The organism is Pseudomonas nicosulfuronedens, from assembly GCF_005877905.1.
Lineage (GTDB): Bacteria > Pseudomonadota > Gammaproteobacteria > Pseudomonadales > Pseudomonadaceae > Pseudomonas > Pseudomonas nicosulfuronedens.
Genome location: NZ_SWDV01000003.1, coordinates 20228 through 39036, shown reverse-complemented (window position 1 = coordinate 39036; position 18809 = coordinate 20228). Strand labels below are relative to the sequence as shown.

The 18809-nt window shown below is 66.3% G+C and carries 14 protein-coding genes; 4 read left to right on the top strand and 10 right to left on the bottom strand.

What is annotated here, in order from left to right; all coding sequences use genetic code 11:
• Nucleotides 1-33: 33 nt before the first annotated feature.
• The 6 genes from FAS41_RS04075 to recQ all read right to left on the bottom strand — a co-directional run bounded on the left by FAS41_RS04075 (nucleotide 34) and on the right by recQ (nucleotide 8040).
• Nucleotides 34-2304 (bottom strand): FimV/HubP family polar landmark protein, encoded by a 2271-nt coding sequence (locus tag FAS41_RS04075; protein WP_138520362.1) that lies wholly within the window; start codon nucleotides 2302-2304, stop codon nucleotides 34-36.
• Between the two features lie 295 nt (nucleotides 2305-2599).
• Nucleotides 2600-3034, bottom strand: coding sequence for a transcriptional regulator SlyA (gene slyA / locus FAS41_RS04070; protein WP_045212475.1), 435 nt, complete (start codon nucleotides 3032-3034; stop codon nucleotides 2600-2602).
• Between the two features lie 107 nt (nucleotides 3035-3141).
• Nucleotides 3142-4158, bottom strand: a complete 1017-nt coding sequence (locus FAS41_RS04065) for a DUF2804 domain-containing protein (RefSeq protein ID WP_138520361.1) — start codon at nucleotides 4156-4158, stop codon at nucleotides 3142-3144.
• Nucleotides 4159-4255: 97 nt separating this feature from the next.
• Complete coding sequence (locus tag FAS41_RS04060) at nucleotides 4256-5452, bottom strand: GGDEF domain-containing protein (RefSeq protein WP_171049435.1); 1197 nt, start codon at nucleotides 5450-5452, stop codon at nucleotides 4256-4258.
• A gap of 67 nt (nucleotides 5453-5519) precedes the next feature.
• The gene (locus tag FAS41_RS04055) at nucleotides 5520-5792 is read right to left on the bottom strand and encodes a hypothetical protein (RefSeq protein ID WP_138520359.1); all 273 of its coding nucleotides are present in this window, start codon (nucleotides 5790-5792) and stop codon (nucleotides 5520-5522) included.
• Between the two features lie 103 nt (nucleotides 5793-5895).
• Entirely contained in the window at nucleotides 5896-8040 is a 2145-nt protein-coding gene (gene recQ, locus FAS41_RS04050; RefSeq protein WP_138520358.1) for a DNA helicase RecQ, read from the bottom strand.
• A 209-nt stretch (nucleotides 8041-8249) separates the two neighbouring features.
• On the opposite strand from recQ, the gene FAS41_RS04045 reads away from it, so the two are divergent.
• Together FAS41_RS04045 and FAS41_RS04040 are read left to right on the top strand one after the other, a co-directional pair.
• Entirely contained in the window at nucleotides 8250-8837 is a 588-nt protein-coding gene (locus tag FAS41_RS04045; RefSeq protein WP_045212487.1) for a UPF0149 family protein, read from the top strand.
• Nucleotides 8838-8892: 55 nt separating this feature from the next.
• Nucleotides 8893-9291, top strand: a complete 399-nt coding sequence (locus FAS41_RS04040) for a YbaN family protein (protein ID WP_138520357.1) — start codon at nucleotides 8893-8895, stop codon at nucleotides 9289-9291.
• A gap of 164 nt (nucleotides 9292-9455) precedes the next feature.
• Here the strand turns inward: FAS41_RS04040 and FAS41_RS04035 are convergent, their stop codons facing one another.
• From FAS41_RS04035 to FAS41_RS04020, 4 genes are read right to left on the bottom strand one after another with little or no spacing between them, the layout of a single operon-like run.
• A complete protein-coding gene (locus FAS41_RS04035; protein WP_281286759.1) occupies nucleotides 9456-10871 on the bottom strand; it encodes a heavy metal sensor histidine kinase in 1416 nt (471 codons plus the stop codon).
• A 5-nt stretch (nucleotides 10872-10876) separates the two neighbouring features.
• Entirely contained in the window at nucleotides 10877-11569 is a 693-nt protein-coding gene (locus tag FAS41_RS04030; protein WP_138520355.1) for a heavy metal response regulator transcription factor, read from the bottom strand.
• A 49-nt stretch (nucleotides 11570-11618) separates the two neighbouring features.
• The gene (locus FAS41_RS04025; protein WP_138520354.1) at nucleotides 11619-14711 is read right to left on the bottom strand and encodes a multidrug efflux RND transporter permease subunit; all 3093 of its coding nucleotides are present in this window, start codon (nucleotides 14709-14711) and stop codon (nucleotides 11619-11621) included.
• Nucleotides 14708-15853: an efflux RND transporter periplasmic adaptor subunit gene (locus FAS41_RS04020; protein ID WP_246084808.1), complete on the bottom strand. Its 1146-nt coding sequence runs from the start codon at nucleotides 15851-15853 to the stop codon at nucleotides 14708-14710. The genes FAS41_RS04025 and FAS41_RS04020 overlap by 4 nt, the downstream gene beginning before the upstream one ends.
• A 208-nt stretch (nucleotides 15854-16061) precedes the next feature.
• On the opposite strand from FAS41_RS04020, the gene lapG reads away from it, so the two are divergent.
• Both lapG and lapD read left to right on the top strand, forming a co-directional pair.
• A complete protein-coding gene (lapG, locus tag FAS41_RS04015; RefSeq protein ID WP_138520353.1) occupies nucleotides 16062-16763 on the top strand; it encodes a cysteine protease LapG in 702 nt (233 codons plus the stop codon).
• A gap of 12 nt (nucleotides 16764-16775) precedes the next feature.
• Entirely contained in the window at nucleotides 16776-18731 is a 1956-nt protein-coding gene (gene lapD / locus FAS41_RS04010) for a cyclic di-GMP receptor LapD (RefSeq protein ID WP_138520352.1), read from the top strand.
• The last annotated feature ends 78 nt before the right edge of the window (nucleotides 18732-18809 follow it).

Below are 18809 nucleotides of genomic sequence, written 5' to 3'. Positions count from 1 at the left end.
GCATCGGCCGGGCTTTTTTATACGCGGTGAGGATCAGGCTATCAGCGCCAGCAGTTCGCGCGCTTCGGCCTTGGCCTTGGAGTCGCCGCTGGCGATCACCTGCTTGAGGATGCCGTAGGCCTCTTCCAGGTTGCCCTGGTCGATGCACTGGCGAGCGCGATCGAGGCTGGCCAGCAGCTCGTCGTGCTCGTGGCCGATATCATCCGGCAGGTCGAAGCTCAGCTCCTCCTCCACGCCCATGGTCTTGCTGCCATGGCCGAACATCTCGCCGTGCTCGCCCAGGTCCAGCTCGGTGATTTCCGGCAGCTCATGCAGATTGCTGCGGAAGTCCGACGGCACTTCCTGTGCGGCCTTGGGTGCAGCCTTGCCCTGCCGGGTCGATTCGAAGGGGGTGTCGAGCTTGTCCCAATCCAGGTCCAGCGACAGGTCACTGAGGTTCATGGCGAAATCCGGCTGGTCCTGCGCAGCCCTGGGTTGTTCCACGGGAGTGGCCACAGGCTCGCCCAACTCCAGGTCGTCCCAGTCGGTGAGCGTCTCGCCGGTTGGCGGCTGCAGGGTGTCTTCCGGGCGAATCAGCATCGCCGGGTAGCGCGACTTGAGCTGGTCGATCTGCTTCTGGTCACCGCCGGCCGCGACCAGGGCGTGCTCTTCCTCATGGAAGCCCGCCACGTCGCCCAGTTCGGCCAATACCAGCAGCAGCTTCATGCGCACCTCGCGGCGGTTCGGCTCGGCGTTGACCGCCTTGCGCAGCATGTCGCGGGCCTGGGTGAAGCGGCCGTAGGCGATATAGATGTCCGCGCCTTCCAGGCTGTCCGCGCTGGCCGCGGGCAGACGGGCGACACCCGGCTCCGGCGTGGCGACCACCACCGGATGCGGCGTCGGTACGGGAGCCACAACAGCGGCCGCCAGCGGCTTGACCTGCGGAACCGGTTTCATCGGCTCGGGCGCGGCCGCGCGCTGAGGCGGCATCTCGACCGGTTTTTCTTCGCGCTTGCGGCGGGCGAACAGCAGGCCGACCAGCAGCGCGCCCAGAGCGCCGGCACCCAGCCAGGGCCAGTAATTGAAACCGGAGCCCTGGGCATCCTGCGCCGGGGTTACCGGCTGTTCGGCGCTTGCTGCCGGAGTGTCCTGCGGCACCGGCGCCACGGAATTGGGAGCGGCGGGCACGGCATTGGTCGGGGCATTGCCAGTGGCTGCGTCAGCTGCCGGAGCATTGGCTCCCGGCACAGTGCCCGAGGCCTCCTCGCCCTGGCGGCGATCCAGCTCGGCCTGCAGCGACTGCACCTGCTGGTCACGGCTCTGCAGGGCCTGCTGGAGAGAAACCAGCTGCTTCTGCAGGTCGTCCATGCGCTGGTTCATCTGGTCGCGCTGGGCGTTGGCCAGGAGCAGGTCGGCCTCCACCTTGGCGACACTGGCATCAGCGGCCGGCGCTGTCGGTACGGCAGCATTGCCCTGGGCCTGGGACGGATCGGCGGCTGCAGCGGTCGCAGGTAGCTGCTGCGCGCCGGTTGGCTGCTCGCTGGCCGTAGCAGGAGCTGCGGAAGCGGGCTGTGGCGCCGAAGCCACGTTACCGGTGCCGACGTGTTGCTGGCCCTGCGGCAGGACCAGCGTCTGGCCCACCTTCAGGCGATGTGGGTCACCATTGACGAAGGCCTGCGGGTTCAGCGCGACGATGCTGTCCATCAACTGCGCGCGGGAAGCGCCGCTGCCGGTCAGCTGCGAACTGATCTTCCACAAGGTGTCATTGCGCACCGTGGTGTAGCGGCCATCACCCGCCGGCAGCGGCGGTTGTGCCGGCGCGCGGCGCACGGGTTCCGGGCGGTAGATGTCCGGACGATAACCCGAAGAGCGCGAAGGCGAGACGTCGCTTCCCCCGACATTGGCGGCCACGCTGCGGTTGGCGCTGTACTCCGGCGGATCGATCAGCACGGTGTACTCACGCAGCATGCGACCGTTGGGGCGCTCCACGGCGATCAGGAAATTCAGGTAAGGCTCGTGCACCGGCTGCGTGGACACCACCTTGATGTAGCCACGACCATTGCGGATCACCGGGGTGAAGCGCAGGTTCTGCAGGAACACGAAGCGGTCGACGCCGGCATTCTCGTAATCGGCGGGACTCGCGAGCTTCGCAATGAGTTCGTCGGAGGTCATGTCGCCGGTCTCGAGCAGGGCGATCTCGGCATCCAGTGGCTGGTTCAGCCCGGAGTGCAGCGTGATATCCCCAAGACCGAGGGCATTCGCGTGAGCGGAGACAAAAACCGAAAGTGCGGCAAGCGTCAGCGGAATTCTATTTATTCGAGCCATAACCCCATCCCATTGTCCGGGTCTGCACGCCATTCCCTGACCACTCGAAAGCAGCAGGCTGAACCTGTCCACACACTTGAAGCCATGCCGGACTGCAGACCGTCACGCACCACCCCTCTGTACCTTGCAGGGTACAGGCCGTCTGATATCACGGATTAGGTGTTGCACGGAGTTTGGTCAAGATAAATCGTCGAAAAACCGGCGAATGGTTAAGGAGTGGATGGCGAATGGCTAGCGGCCCCGTGGAGGACCGCCAGAAAAATGGCTACTTTACCCGAATAACGTGATGAATTGCTCAGTTTCGCTCGAGGTTGCCGAGAATTCGACTGAGCGTTTTCTGACACAGCGCGATTTCTTCTTCCGAAATCCCCGCCAGCACTTCGTTGCGAACGGCGGCGGCGATGTTCTCGATATCGGTGATCAGGACGTCTGCCTTGGGGGTGAGGGCGATGCGCTTGGCACGGCGGTCTTCAGCCACGGCCTGGCGGCGGACCAGCCCCTGGGCTTCCAGGCCATCGAGCAGCCGGGCCAGGGTCGGGCCTTCGACACCGACCGACTGGGCCAGCTCGCGCTGGGTCGGGGCGGCGGAGTGGCGCGCCAGGTGCAGCAGCACCAGCCAGCGAGCCTGGGACAGGCCGAGGTGGCTGAGACGGCGGTCGAGTTCGGCCCGCCATGCACGCGAAGCCTGGGCCAGTTGGGTACCGAAGTAGTGCTTATCGTTGTCTGACATTGTGCTGCGTACGGTAAGAAGTTGGACGGCTAATTGATTTGACTAATTATTAGCCAGCTAATCAAGCTCGTACAATGACAGATTGTCGCAGGTTGTAAATCGCTATCTCACCATTTCGCGTACTGGTCTTCGACGAACCCCCACAAGTTCTCGATGCGCACCTCGGCCTGCCCCGCCGGTCGCAGCACACCGCTGAAGCGTCCGAAGATCTGCTTGAAGTTGCTTGCCAACACGCCGAGATTGAGGCGTTCCTGGTGCAGCCCGTGGGCCTCGAAGTGCAGCTCGACCTGGCCGTCGTAGGAACGGATGGTCCAGGGTTGCAGCGGATGGTCGCGGTCGAACTCGAAGCGCACCGTGTCGACCTTCACCAACTGGCCGTCGAGCCAATAGCAGTTCTCGGTGAAGCTGGTCTCGTTGACACCGCACGACAGGTTCAGCCCGACGCGCCGCCCTTCCGTCTCGCCGGACAGGCAGGCCCAGTTCCAGAATGTCTCGCGGCGCATGTAGCCAGCGGACCAGTCGTGATGTGCATAGGCATTCAGCTCGCGAAGGTCGTAGTTGCCCAGCGCGCTGCGCACTTCGCCGCTGCAGTGCACGCCGGCCACCTTTCGCGCATACACCCAGCCATTCACCGCGGTTGGCGTGCAGAGGCTCATGGGCTGAAATGCCGGCTGCTCCTCGCTGAAGCGCGCGTCGATGCGGGTGCCGTCGTCCAGCTCGACCAGCAGACGCTTCTCGAAGGGCGCGGAGCCGTTCTCCAGACGCAGCAGGTTGCGCCCCTGGCGCAGTTCACAGACGCCATCGTTGGGCGTCTGCGAGAAGTTCGAGCCCATGCCCAGTGGGCACTTGAACTGGCGTTCGATCATCCGCCCACTCTCGGGGTGGTAGAGGTAGACGAAACCGATGGTGAGCAGGCTGACATCCGCCAGTGCACAGCCGCCGATCAGCGTCGGGCTGATCAGACCGAAGTACTGGAACTGGTGGAAGCTGCGCCACTTGCTCAGCGCCCCGAGGCGCCGGCCCATGGGCGAGCGGAAGTCGAAGTCGCGGTAATTGATGGTCGCCGGGGTGCCGGGAAAGATGCCGTAGTGCGGTTGGCCGTTGGGCTGGATCAGCTGCTGCATGGGCGCGGGCTCGGTGACGGGGTGCGCCGCATGCTAGCACCGCGCCGGCGCGCACCGCAGTCACGCACGGCGCCAGCTCGGGGGACCGAATGGGCCATCAGGCGACGACCTGGTTACGTCCGAACGCCTTGGCTTCGTAAAGCGCACGATCGGCGTGCTCGTAGATGCTTCGCAGCGGGTGGCCGGTCTCCGGCCACAGGCAGGAAACGCCGATGGACAGCGTCACCTCGTCCGCCGTCAGCGACCCCTCATGGGCGATGCCCATGGCCTGCACCGACTCGCGCACGACCTCGGCGCGCTCCCTGGCCTCGCGCTCGCTGGCGCCGTAGAGCAGCACGGCGAATTCCTCGCCCCCCAGGCGCACGGCCATGTCCAGCGGGCGCCGCGCACTGGCCGCCAGGACCTCGCCGATGCGCTGCAACACGCCATCGCCAGCCTGGTGGCCATAGCGGTCGTTGTAGGCCTTGAAGTGATCGACATCGCAGAGCAGCAGCGCCAGCCCTACACTTTCGCGCTGGGCCTGGCGCCACAGGCGCTCCAGTTGACGATTGAAACTGCGGCGGTTGTGCAGGCCGGTCAGGGCGTCGTGCTCGGCCATGACCTTCAGCAGACGGCTGATGAGGAAGTGCTGGCGGGACTTGTAGTCCAGCAGGTAGCACCCCACCGCGCCGACCAGGTTGGCCAGCAGCAGGAACACCACGTTGCTGATCAGCTTGGGCAACGGCAACCCCGCGTACAGCTCGAAGCCCACGTACGCCAGCAGGATCACCGAGGCGCAGCCCACCGCCTCGGCGAAACGCAGACCGATCAGGAAGTAGGCGGCCATGCTGACCAGCAGCAGGCCTTCATAGGGATAGCTCGGGTCCACCGTGTGGGCGATGCCCGCCACGGCCGCAGCGCCGATGCCGACGCTGAGGATGCACGCCAGGCTCAACGGTACCAGCAACTGGGTATGCCGGCGCTGCAGGATGAGCCCGCCACAGACGGTCAGCAGCACCAGCACGCCGATCCGAACGGCGAGCATGTCCCAGTGTTCTGCAGTCCGGATCAGAAGGAAGTCGATAGCCGCCAGCGCCAGCCAGATCAGCACGCCGATGGTCAGCGCGGTGCGCTTGAGATCGAAGCTGTCTTCCAGCAGGTAATGGCGGTACTGGGTTTCGAGGTCGGGTTCGAAACGCAGGCGGCGAAAGCCCCGTGAGAGCTGTTCGGCATAGGCATTGGAGCGGACGTCGTCCAGCCAGCTTTGTTGTTGTGGCACGCTCACCTCTTCTCGTGGAGGTCTAAGTGCCACCATAGCCGTTCGGGACGTGCGTCACAAGTTTGTCGTTTTGCTCCGTCACGAAACTGACAGGGCAAAACACTCACCAGCGATCATCCCGGGAATTCCGGTAGCGATCGTGGCCGTAGTACGAGTCGTTGCAATAGCGGCGATCGGAGCGGCTATGGTGCTTGCGGCAGTCGCGGTCGTCGTCATCATCGTCCTTGGACATGATCACCAGCCCTGCTACCAGCGCCACCGCTGCAACGCCGATCAAGGCGTTCTTGCCACCTTCTGTCAGCCCGCCACCACTGGCGCATCCACTGAGTTGCCCAACGACCAGCAGCCCTGCCACTACCCGCACCCAGCTCGCCATCTGTCACTCCGAAAGTGATCCGTACTGATAGCTATGACTGGTGGGGAAAGGCGCCGTTGCTGGCACATTGATATTTCATCTGTAACGCCGTATTTCCGGGCGATCAGACTTCCAGTTCGGCCTGCAGGGCGGCGCGCACGCAATGCAGAACGCCCAGCGGCACGCGACCTTCGAACAGTTCGGCAATGGCGCTCACCGGCGGCAGCTCGCCGTCCTCGTCGAGGAAGGCATCCTGGACTTCGCCAAGTAGCTCCTCGGGCAGGTCAAGCGCCTGCTCCAGAGTCAGTTGCTGCTTGCCGATGGCCTCGGCCAGCAGGCTGTAGACATTCTTCTCGCTGCAATCGAGCTGGCGGGCAATTTGCGCGGGGGTCATGCCGGCACGGGCCAGGGTCACCAGTTCGTGGCGCAGATCGGTGACCGGAGCCGGGGTGTCCGGCGCCTTGTCGGACTCGGTGAGGACATCGAGGAAGGCCTGGCCGTAGCGCTCCAGCTTGCGCGCGCCGACACCGCTGACCTGGGCCATGGCGGACAGCGTGGTGGGCTGGCTGCGGAGCATTTCCAGCAGGGTGGCGTCGGGGAAGATGACGTAGGGCGGCACCGAGTGCTCCTCCGCCAGCTTGCGCCGCAGGGTGCGCAGGGCTTCCCACATCTCGCGCTCTTCCTGGCGCACCAACTGGCTGGCCGGGCTGGCACCGCCGGAAGAAGCGGACTTGCTGCGCTGCGGCTTGGGGTCACGGCGCAGGGCCAGCGTCTCCTCGCCGCGCAGCAGCGGGCGGCAGGCCTCGGTCAGGCGCAGGCCGTTGAAGCCATCGACGTCCACATCGGCGAAGCCACGGGCGACCAGCTGGCGGAACAGCGTGCGCCACTCGTCCTCGCCACGGGATTTGCCGATGCCGAACACCGCCAGGTGTTGGTGCCCGACACTGCGCACCTTCTCGGTGTCCTTGCCCAGCAGCACGTCCACCAGGTGGCCGACGCCATAGCGCTGGCCGCTGCGGTAGATGGCCGACAACGCTTGGCGCGCGGGTTCGGTGGCATCCCAGGTTTCCACGCCGTCGACGCAGATGTCGCAGTGACCGCAGGGATTGGGCATCACCTCGTCGAAGTAGGCCAGCAGCGCCTGACGGCGGCAGCGGGTTTCCTCGCACAGCGCCAGCATGGCTTCGAGCTTGTGCCGCTCGACGCGCTTGTGGCGCTCGTCGCCCTCGGAGTTCTGCATCATCTGCCGCAGCAGCAACACATCCTGCAGGCCGTAGGCCATCCAGGCGTCGGCGGGCAGGCTGTCACGGCCGGCGCGGCCGGTTTCCTGGTAGTACGCCTCCAGGCTCTTGGGCAGGTCCAGGTGCGCGACGAAGCGCACGTTGGGTTTATCGATACCCATGCCGAAGGCGATGGTGGCGACCATGATCAGCCCTTCCTCGTTGAGGAAGCGCTTTTGATGATAGGCGCGCAGGTCGTTGGACAAGCCGGCGTGATAAGGCAGCGCCGGGAAGCCCTGATTGGAGAGGAACTCGGCAACCTCCTCGACCTTCTTGCGCGACATGCAGTAGACGATCCCCGCATCGCCGCGTCGCTCGCTGAGGAAGCCCAGCAGCTGCTTGCGCGGCTGCTCCTTGGGCACGATGCGGTAGAAGATGTTCGGCCGGTCGAAGCTGGAGAGGAACTGCTCGGCGTTCTGCAAGTGCAGGCGCTGGATCATCTCCTCGCGGGTACGCATGTCCGCCGTGGCGGTCAGGGCGATGCGCGGCACATGCGGGAACAGCTCGGCGAGTTGGCCCAGCTGCAGGTATTCAGGACGGAAGTCGTGGCCCCATTGCGACACGCAGTGCGCTTCATCAATGGCGAACAGGCCGATCTCCAGGCGCTGCAGGAAGGCCAGCATGCGCGGCTGCACCAGGCGTTCCGGGGCGAGGTAGAGCAGCTTGATCTCGCCGCGCTGCAGGCGGTCGGCGATCTCGCGCTGGGCATCGGGACTCAGCGAGGAGTTCAGCGCCGCCACCGGCACGCCCAGTTCCTCCAGCGTGGCGACCTGGTCTTCCATCAGCGCGATCAGCGGCGACACCACCACCGTCAGTCCTTCGCGCAGCAGCGCCGGGACCTGGAAGCACAGCGACTTGCCGCCGCCGGTGGGCATCAGCACCAGCGCATCACCGCCACCGGCCACGCGCTCGATGATCCGCGCCTGATTGCCGCGGAAGGCGTCGTAACCGAAAACGTCTTTGAGGATGCGCAGGGCCTGATCGAGCATGGGGGACTCCGAATGAAGCCGCGCATTATACGCAAGCCATCCGGTCGCGGCCGGCACCTTGTCCGGGAAACTGCGGAAAAATCCGTCACATGCGTCCGAGCTCTGCGTCGGAGCCCCGCGTCGGCGCGGGCTGCACGGGCATTTGGCTTTTGCCGCGAGCCGGCGGAAAGACTACAATTCGGGACCGATCACCTCCGAGGTAGTACCCGATGTCCTTCGCCGACCAATTGTCCCGCCTGCAAGCCTTTCTCGATGCCGATGACCTGCACGAGGAAGCCTTGGACTACGTGGCGGCACACGGCTACCTGACCGCCCTGGCGATCTGCCCGGAGGAAGTGCCGGAGCGCGAGTGGATCGACGCCCTGTTCGCCGAGCCGCCGCACTACCGCAGCGAGGAAGAGCGCAGCGAGATCGAATCCACCCTGGTCCAACTCAAGGCGCACATCATCCGCCAGATGGCGGGTGACGAGGAGCTGGAGCTGCCCTGCGAGCCCTACCTGGGCGACGAGCCGGACGACTCCGACATTCGCGGCTGGTGCATCGGCTTCATGGAAGGCGTGTTCCTGCGTGAGGCCATCTGGTTCGAACAGGCCGAGGAAGAAGTCAGCGAGCTGCTGCTGCCGATCATGGTCGGTTCCGGCCTGTTCGACGAACAGCCCGAGTTCGACGAGATCGCCAGCGACCGTGGACTGGTGGACGACATGGTCGCGCAGATCCCCGAGCTGCTGACCAACCTGTTCCTGCTGTGCCAGGCCCCGGAAGAGAAACCGGCCCTGCTCAAGCCCCGCACCCACTGATCCGCTACCGGGGCCGCGCAACGCGGCTCCGGGTTCGCTTCGCGTACGTCGATCAATGCCACGAGAAATCCGCCAGAGCCGCCACGCCTGGGTTCGCTACTGCCTGCTCGGCGTGGGCTGGCTCAGCGTGGCGCTCGGCGTGATCGGCATCTTCCTGCCAGTCCTGCCCACCACGCCCTTCCTCCTGCTCGCCGCCGCCTGCTTCATGCGCAGCTCCCAGCGCTTCTACGACTGGCTGGTGAACCACCCCAGACTCGGCCCGTGGATCCGCGACTACCTCGACGGCGAAGGCATCCCGCTCAAGGGCAAGGTCTACGCCATCGGCCTGATGTGGTGCAGCATCCTGGTTTCCGGCTTCATCGTGCAACGCCTGTGGGCCTGGGCCTTCATGCTGACCAGTGCGACGCTGGTGACGATCTATCTGATCCGGGTGAAGACGCGGCGGTTGGATTGAGTCCTCTGCCGGGGCAAGTTCCCTCTCCCCAGCCCTGGCTGCGCGCCCCGCTCCGAAGGGAGAGGGAGCGGCTCGCAGCGTCCAGCTAGCTCGACAATTCGCCTGAGACCAATCCAGTCCCCTCTCCCTTCAGGGAGAGGGAAAACGTCTCAGTGCCAACGCCATCAAACGAGCACGACTTCCCGCACTTCTCCGTCATCATCCGAACGGTGCCCCACCGCCCCCACCGCATCCACGGTGAAGCCAAAGGTATTCACCCCACCCTCGCAGCGCACGAACACCGAGCCGCCATGCATGCTCGCCACCGCCTTGACGATGGACAGCCCCAGCCCGTGGTTGCTCTGGCTGTTGGCGCGGGCCATGTCGGCACGGTAGAAGCGCTCGAACAGGCGCGCGCGCTGCTCGGCGGTGATCGGCTCGCCGGGGTTGCTGACTTCCACCAGCGCCGCGCCACGCTCGCCGCTCAGGCGCACGTCGATGCGACCGCCCGGCGCGGTGTGCTGGGCGGCGTTGTACAGCAGGTTGGTCACCGCGCGCTGGAACAGCGCCCGCTCGACGCAGGCCCGCGCGTCACCGCGCAGGCTCACTTGCACGCCCTGCTCGTCGAAGATCACCTCGAGGAAATCCACGGTGGTCGCTACTTCGGCCGCCAGCGAGGTTTCCACCCGCTCGGCCGCCAGCCCGCCCTGGTCGACACGGGCGAGGAACAGCATGTCGTTGACGATGGCGCGCAGACGCTCCAGTTCTTCCAGATTGGATTGCAGAACCTCTTCGTAATCCTGCGCGCTGCGCTCGCGGGACAGCGCCACCTGGCTCTGGCCGATCAGGTTGGCCAGCGGCGTGCGCAGTTCGTGGGCAACATCGGCGTTGAACGACTCCAGGCGCAGGTAGGCCTGCTCCAGCCGGTCCAGCGCTTCGTTGAAGGCGCCGGCCAATGCCGACAGTTCCGCCGGCAATCCTTCCAGACGCAGGCGCTGGGACAGCTGCTTCGGGCTGATCTGCCGCGCCTCGGCGGACAGTTCGTGCACCGGCCGCAGGCCGACCCGTGCGATCCAGTGCCCGCATAGCGTCGCCAGGGCAATGCCCAGCGCGGACAGCACGAACAGGGTGATCAGCGTGGCGTGGCGCGCATGCTGGAAAGCCACACTGTCGATGGCCGCGAGCAGCACCAGCGCCGGGCGTCCGCCACTGGCCGGCAGAACACCGACGCGGGCACTCAGTGGCGAGTCGTGTTCGGGCAACTCCAGTTCAGCGTAGCCATTACCACTGCCCAGCATCCGCCGCACTGCGTCGGTGGGCTGGCCGTAGCGGAAGCGCGAATCGTCGCTGTCGATCCAGAAGCGGATCAGCTGGTACTCCTGGCTCAGGGTATTGAGCTTGAGCTGCATGTGCGGCCAACGCTCGGCGAGGTCCGGCTTGTCGAGCATACGCGCGACCATGTTGAAGCGGGTGTCGAGTTCCGAACGCTGCAGGCGCTCGATCTGCCCGTCCAGCACGCAGTACAGGGCCGAGCCGATGAGCAGGAAAATACCCAGCGCGGCGGCGGCGAACATGCCGGCCAGGCGGGTCGACAGCGACAGCCCCCTCACGCTTCGCCCCCTTGGGCGGCGCGACTCTCCAGCACGTAGCCCATGCCGCGGATGGTGTGCAGCAGCTTGGTGTCGAAAGGCCCGTCGAGCTTGGCGCGCAGACGCTTGATAGCGACCTCGACAACGTTGGTATCGGTGTCGAAATTGATGTCCCAGACCAACTCGGCGATGGCCGTCTTGGAGAGAATTTCCCCACTGCGCTGGGCCAGCACGCAGAGCAGCGAATACTCCTTGGCGGTCAGTTCCAGGCGCGTTCCGCCACGCTGGACGCGGCGGCTGACCAGATCGATGGCGAGGTCGGCGATGCGCATCTGCGTGGCGCTCTCCAGGTGTGCGCCACGGCGGGTCAGAGCCTGCAGGCGCGCCACCAGCTCGAGGAAGGAGAACGGCTTGATCAGATAGTCGTCGGCGCCTTCGCGCAGGCCGCGCACGCGGTCCTCCACACGCTCGCGGGCGGTGAGCATGATCACCGGCGTCTGCCGCTGTTCGCGCAGGGCGCGCAGCACCCCGTAGCCGTCGATGCCGGGGAGCATCACGTCGAGGACGATGACGTCGTATTCGCCGTTGAGCGCCAGGTGCCGGCCGTCGATGCCATTGCTCGCGACATCCACGGTGAATCCCTGCTCGCTCAGCCCGCGCTGCAGGTAGTCGGCGGTCTTGCTCTCGTCTTCGACAATCAGTACGCGCATGCCCGTTCCTCGTTCGCCACGCCCATCATCCATGCTACCCAGCCCCGCCTCACGCCGCACCTTCGATCAGGGCCGGCGCGGCCTGGCGATGGAACAGCCGGTCCAGCGCCAGGTACACCACCGGCGTGCTGAACAGGGTCAGCGCCTGGCTGAAGATCAGCCCGCCGACCACCGCCACACCCAGCGGCTGGCGCAGTTCCGAGCCGGTGCCGAAGCCGATCATCAGCGGGATCGCACCCAGCAAAGCGGCCAGCGTGGTCATCATGATCGGCCGGAAGCGCGCCAGGCACGCCTCGCGGATCGCGTCATAGGGCGACAGCCCGCGCTGGCGTTGCGCGGCCAGGGCGAAGTCGACCATCAGGATGCCGTTCTTCTTGACGATGCCGATCAGCAGCACCAGGCCGATCAACGCCATCACCGAAAACTCCAGCCCCCAGCCCCAGAGCAGGAACACCGCACCGATGCCCGCCGAGGGCAAGGTGGACAGAATGGTCAGCGGGTGCACGAAGCTCTCGTAGAGCACACCGAGGATCACGTAGACCGCGAACAGCGCCGCGAGGATCAGCAGCGGCTGGCTCGCCAGCGAACTCTGGAAGGCCGCCGCCGCGCCCTGGAACTCGCCGCTGATGCTGGACGGCATGCCGATCTCCTCCTGCGCGCGCTGCACCAGCCCCACCGCGTCGCCCAGGGCCACGCCCGGCGACAGGTTGAAGGACAGGGTCACCGCCGGGAACATGCCGTTGTGGTTGATCTGCAAGGGCCCGGACTTGTCCGGCGCGACCCGCGCCAGCGCCGCCAGCGGGACCATCTCGCCGGTCAGCGGCGAACGCAGGTGGAACCACCCCAGGCTCTCGGCACGGCCACGCTGCCGCGAGTCCAGTTCGAGGATGACCTTGTACTGGTTGACCTCGGTCTGGAATTCGCCGACCTGGCGCTGGCCGAAGGCGTCATACAGCGTCTGGCTGACGTCCTCGGCGGACAGCCCGAAGCGCGCCGCCGCCACCCGGTCGATCTGCAGCGAGGTGACGCTGGCGCCCATCTGCAGGTCGTTGGAAACATCCTGCAGGCCACCCTCCTCCTTCAACCGCTGGGTCAGCCGGTCCGCCCACAAGGCCAGCGCCGCGCTGTCATTGCTGCGCAGGGCGTACTGGTACTGAGTGCGCACCGGGCCGGTGGCGAGGTTGATGTCCTGGGCCGAGCGCAGATAAAGGACGATACCCGGCACCTTGGCCAGCTTGGGCCGGATGCGATTGATGAACTCGTCCACGGAGACATCGCGGTCGCCACGGTCCTTGAGCACGATCCAGAAGCGACCATTGGACAGGCTCTGACTGCCGCCGGTGATACCGATGGCATGGTTGTAGCTCTGCACCGCCGGGTCGGCGGCGATGATATCCGCCAGCTGCTTGTGTTTCTCGGCCATGTCGGCATAGGAGATGTCTTCGGCGGCCTGGCTGGTGCCAAAGATGAAGGCAGTGTCCTGAGACGGGAAGAAGCCCTTGGGAATGCCGACGTAGCCGGCCACGGCGATGGCCACGCAGACCACGAAGCCGGCGAGCACGGTGCGCTGATGATGCAGCGACCAGTCCAGCCCCTTCGCGTAGCGCGCCAGCAGCCAACCGGCGATACCGCCGTCATCATGCCCATGCTTCGGCGCGCCCATGAAGCGCGAGGCGAGCATCGGCGCCACGGTCAGCGAGGCCAGCACGGAGATGAGGATGGCGGCCGTGACGCTGACGGCGAACTCGCGGAACAACCGTCCGACGATACCGCCCATGAACAGCAGCGGGATGAACGCGGCGATCAGCGAGAAGCTGATGGACACCACGGTGAAGCTGATCTCCGAGGCGCCGGCCAGCGCCGCCTCGACTCGATCCTTGCCCTGCTCCAGGTGGCGGTGGATGTTCTCCACCACCACGATGGCATCGTCGACGATGAAGCCCACCGCGATGATCAGCGCCACCAGCGTCAGGTTGTTCAGAGTGAAGCCCAGCAGGTACATGGCCGCGAAGCTGGCGCTGAGCGACACTGCCAGCACCGTGGCGACGATCAGGGTAGCCGACAGCTGGCGCAGGAACAGGCCCATCACCAGCACCACCAGGCCCATGGTCAGCAGCAGGGTCAGCTCCACCTCGTGCAGCGAAGCGCGGATGGTCCGTGTCCGATCGTTGAGCACTTCCACTTCGACGCCCGCCGGCAGCATCTCGCGCAGGCGTGGCAGCTCGGCCTGGATGGCATCGGCGGTATCGACGATGTTCGCGCCGGGCTGGCGCAGGATCACCAGTGCCACACCTGGGCGGCCGTCCGGCCAGGACTGCACGTAGTCGTCTTCCGGCGCCTTCACCACCTTCGCCAGATCGCGCAGGAACACCGGCGCACCGGCACGGTAGGCCACCACCAGATCGCCGTATTCATCAGGGCTGAACAACTGGTCGTTGGCGGCCAGGGTGGACACGCGGCCATCGCCGAACAACGCGCCCTTGGCCAGGTTGATACTGGCCGACTGCAGCGACTGGCGCAGGTCGGCCAGGGTCAGGCGGTAGGCGGCGAGCTTCTCCGGCTGCGCCTGGATGCGGATCGCCGGGCGCTGCTGGCCAACCACGAAGATCTGCCCCACCCCGCTGATCTGGCTGAGCTGACGCGCCAGCAGCGTTTCGGCGTAATCGCTCAGCTCGATCAGCGGCATCAGCTCGGAGTTGACCCGCACGATCATGATCGGGCTGTCCGCCGGATTGATCTTGCGCCAGGTCGGCAGGTTCGGCATGTCCGCCGGCAGGCGCCCGGCGGCAGCGTTGATCGCGGCGGTGACCTCCTGGGCGGCGACGTCGATGTTCTTGTCCAGGTCGAACTGCAGCGTCAGGGTGGTCGATCCCAGCGCGCTGGTGGAGAGCATCTGGGTGATGCCGGGAATAGCGCTGAACTGTACCTCCAGCGGAGTCGCCACCGAAGACGCCATGGTCTCCGGGCTGCCGCCTGGCAGCAGCGCCTGTACCTGAATGGTGGGGAAATCCACCTGCGGCAGCGGCGCTACGCCGAGCCGGAAGAAGGCCAGCAGTCCGAGAAACAGCGAGGCGATGGTCAGCAGGCAAGTGGCGATTGGGTGGCGCACGCACCAGCCGGACATGCCGGCACGCACGCTCACGGCTCGCTCCGGCGGGCCAGGGCCTGCACGTCGCCCTGCACTTCCACGCGGGCCCCCGGGGTCAGGCGCGAGTGGCCGTCGAGCACCACCTCATCGTCCACCGCCAGGCCTTCGACGATAGTGCGGCCGTCCACTTCCTCGACGATGCGCACCGGCACCTTCTGTGCCTTGCCGTCTTCGATGCGGAACACGAAAGCCCCATCCAGACCGCGGCGCACGGCGCGGCTGTCCAGCACCAGACCGTTGTGCAGCACGCCGGACTGCAGGTCGATGGCAACGAACTGCCCCGGCCAGAGCTTGCCATCCTTGTTGTCGAACACAGCCCGCACGCGGATGGTGCCGGTGCTGCTGGCCACCTGGTTGTCGATGCTGCGCAGATGGCCTTCGCCGAGCAGCTGGCCGCCGTCACGGCTACGAGCGACTACCGGCGAGTCGCCGGCCATCAGCGGCTGCAGTTGCGGCAGGTTTTCCTGCGGCAGGGCGAAGACCACCGAGATCGGCGACATCTGGGTCACGCTGAACAGGCCATTGCTGTCATTGGTGCGCAGCAGGTTGCCGACGTCGACATTGCGAATGCCGACGCGGCCGGCGACGGGTGAGGTTATGCGGGTATAGGACAGGCGCACGCGCTCGGCGTCGATGGTGGCGTCGTTGCCGCGCAGGGTGGCGCGCAGGCGGGCTGCTTCGGCTTCGCTCTGCTCCACCGTCTGCCGGGAAATCGATCCACGCTGGATCAGGGTCTGGTAGCGCGCCAGGTCCTGCTCGACGATGCGCAACTGCGCCTGATTGCTCTGCTTGGTGGCCTCGGCCTGCTCCAGTGCGGCCTTGATGGCTCGGTCGTCGATGGTCGCCAGCAGTTCGCCCTGCTTGACCATCTGCCCTTCCTCGACAAGCAGCGCGGTGAGCTGGCCTTCCACCTGCGGGCGCACCAAAACGCTGGCGAGCGAGGTAACGGTACCGACGCCATCGATGTTCTGCGTCAGGTCTTCGCGGGCAACGCGCGCCAGGGTCACCGGTACCCCGGCTGCCTGGGCTGCGGCCTGCGGCGCTTCGTGCCGGCCGGCAAAGCCCCAGATGCCCGCTCCCAGCGCCGTCACCCCCAGCAACCCTGCTGCCAGCCAAACCCGCCGTTGTCCCTGCATCCCGCTCTCCTGCGTCTGGTTCGGCCACAGCGGCCGCATCCTGGGGTTATAAGCCCGCCGTCGGGACCGGATGCTGACCCTTAGATGACAATTCTGTCAGATTCGCCTCCAAGGCCCGTGGGACGGGGCTTTGCGCTCAATGGCGATACGCCGGCGCAAGTTCTCGAAGAGCGCCTAGACTCCACACATCCCACATGGAGCGCTGGCGATGCAGCCACCCCGAGGAGCCCTCTGGCTGTTCGCCAGCCCGCTGTGTCTGCGGGCCGGTGCTCTGCTGCTCGCGCTCCTCGCACTCACCGCCACCGCCGCCTGGAACTTCGACACCATCCTGAAGAACGCCGAGCAGCGCTACGGCAACCTCGGCACTGCCAAGACCCGCATCGAGTCCTGGGGCCGCCTGATCGCCGACAGCGAGAGTCTCGACGAGATGGCCAAGCTCAAGGCGGTCAATGCCTTCTTCAACGGCGCCCTGGTATTCACCGACGACCGCACCGTCTGGCACCAGGAGGACTACTGGGCGACGCCGGTGGAATCCCTCTACAAGGGCGCCGGCGACTGCGAGGACTACTCCATCGCCAAGTTCGTCACCCTGCGCCGCCTCGGCGTCGCCAGCGACAAGCTGCGCATCACCTACGTCAAGGCGCTGCAGCAGAACCAGGCGCACATGGTGCTCACCTACTACGCCTCCCCCACTGCCGAGCCGCTGGTGCTGGATAACCTGATCCCGCAGATCAAGCCTGCGTCCCAGCGCAAGGACCTCCTGCCCGTCTACGCCTTCAACGCCGAGGGGCTTTGGCTGCCCGGCGCCAACGGTGGCAAGCGCACCGGCGACAGCAAGAAGCTGTCGCGCTGGCAGGACCTGTTGACCAAGATGCGCGCCGAGGGCCTGGACCTCGACGAGACGCGATAGGAGAACCCCGGCATGTCATTGCTCAAGCAACTGTTCCTGGCGATCTGCCTGTTCCTCGTGGTGGCCTTCGCCGGCAGCTTCGCCGCCAGCCTTGAAAGCTCCCGCGAGCAACTGATCGGCCAGTTGCGCTCGCATGCCCAGGACGCCGCCACCGCGCTGGGGCTGTCGCTCACCCCGCACGTGGACGACCCGGCAATGATCGAGCTGATGGTCAGTTCGATCTTCGATTCCGGCTACTTCGCCACCATCCGCGTGGTGAGCATTCCCGAGGGCAAGGTCATCGTCGAACGTGACAGCGACAGCCAGGATCAGAAGGTACCGGCCTGGTTCGCCAAGCTGGTCAACCTCAAGGCCCAGGGCGGCGACGCGCTGATCATGCGCGGCTGGGAACAGGCCGCGCGGGTCGAGGTGGTCAGCCATCCGCAGTTCGCCCTGGCCAAGCTGTGGGACGGCGCGCTGGGCAGCCTCGCCTGGCTGCTGGCCTGCGGGCTGGTCAGCGCCATCCTCGGCGGCTGGCTGCTGCGCACCCAGCTCAAGCCGCTGGACCAGATGGTGCAGCAGGCCCACGCCATCACCCGGCGCGAATTCCTCACCCTGCCCAAGGAGCCGCGCACCCCCGAACTCAAGCGCGTGGTGCAGGCGATGAACCAGATGGTCGACAAGCTCAAGGCACTGTTCGCCGAGGAGGCCACCCGCAGCGAGAAGCTGCGCGAGGAGGCCTACCAGGACAGCCTCTCGGGCCTGGCCAACCGCCGCCTGTTCGACGCGCGGCTGGATGCACAGCTGTCCCCCAGCGAACAGAACGCCGCCGGTTACCTCCTGCTGTTGCGCCTGAACGATCTGGGCGGGCTCAACCAGCGCCTGGGTGGGCAGCGCACCGACGCGCTGATCAGAGATGTGGCCGAGCTGCTGGAACGTGAGCGCGAGCAGCACGGCACCCCAGATTGGCTGGCTGCACGCAGCCGCGGCGGAGAGTTCACCCTGCTCGCACCCGGGGTCGACAGCGCCAGCGCCGAACTGCTTGCCGACCAGCTCAGCGCCGCCCTGGAAAACCTGCGCAGTACCGGCGCCAGCGACTGCACACCGGTGGCGCACCTTGGCCTGGCCGCCTTCCGCCCCGGCGAATCGGCCGCCAGTGTGCTGTCCCGCGCGGACCAGGCACTGGCGCAAGCGCAATCCTCGCCTGACCGGCCCTGGCAGCGCCTGGACAGCTCCGGCGGCCAACCCGCGCAAGACTCGCGAGCCTGGCGCGAATGGCTCGACGACGCCCTGCAGAAGGGCAAGCTGCAACTGTGGTTCCAGCCCGTGCGCACCTGCGCCGAGAATGGCGAGGTGCTGCACCAGAAGGTGCTCGCGCGGCTGCTCGACCCCAAGGGCGAGGCCGTCGCCGCCGGGCAGTTCCTGCCGTGGATCGAGCGCTTCGGCTGGTCCGCGCGTTTCGACCTGGCCATGCTCGAACACGCCCTCGCCCACCTCGCCCAGCAGCCAGCGCCACTGGCCCTGTCGCTCTCGGCGGAAACCGTACGCAGCGCCGAGCCCTTGCGTCAGCTGTTCGAAATTCTCCGTGCCCACCCGCAGGAAGCCCAGCTGATGACCCTGGAGGTGGACGAACGCTACCTGCCGCCGCCGGCCGAGCTGGAGAAGCTCGCCCAGTCGGTGCAGGACGTCGGCGCCAAGCTGGGCCTGCAGCATTTCGGCGGGCGCTTCAGCCTGATCGGCAACCTGACCCGCCTGGGCCTGGCGTACCTGAAGATCGACGGCAGCTACATCCGCGCCATCGACCAGGACAACGACAAGCGCCTGTTCATCGAGGCCATGTACCGCGCCTCCAACAGCATCGACCTGCCGCTGATTGCGGAGATGGTGGAAACCGAGGGTGAGCTGCAGGTGCTGCGGGAGATGGGGATTGCCGGGGCGATGGGGCGGCTCATTGGTGCGCCGAAGCCGTCGCAGAAAAACGGGGCATAGATCGGCAGCACGCCTGGCATCGGCATGCCCCTGGAAGAGCGGGCTTGCTCCCGAACCGATTTCGCAATGGGGCCTGTT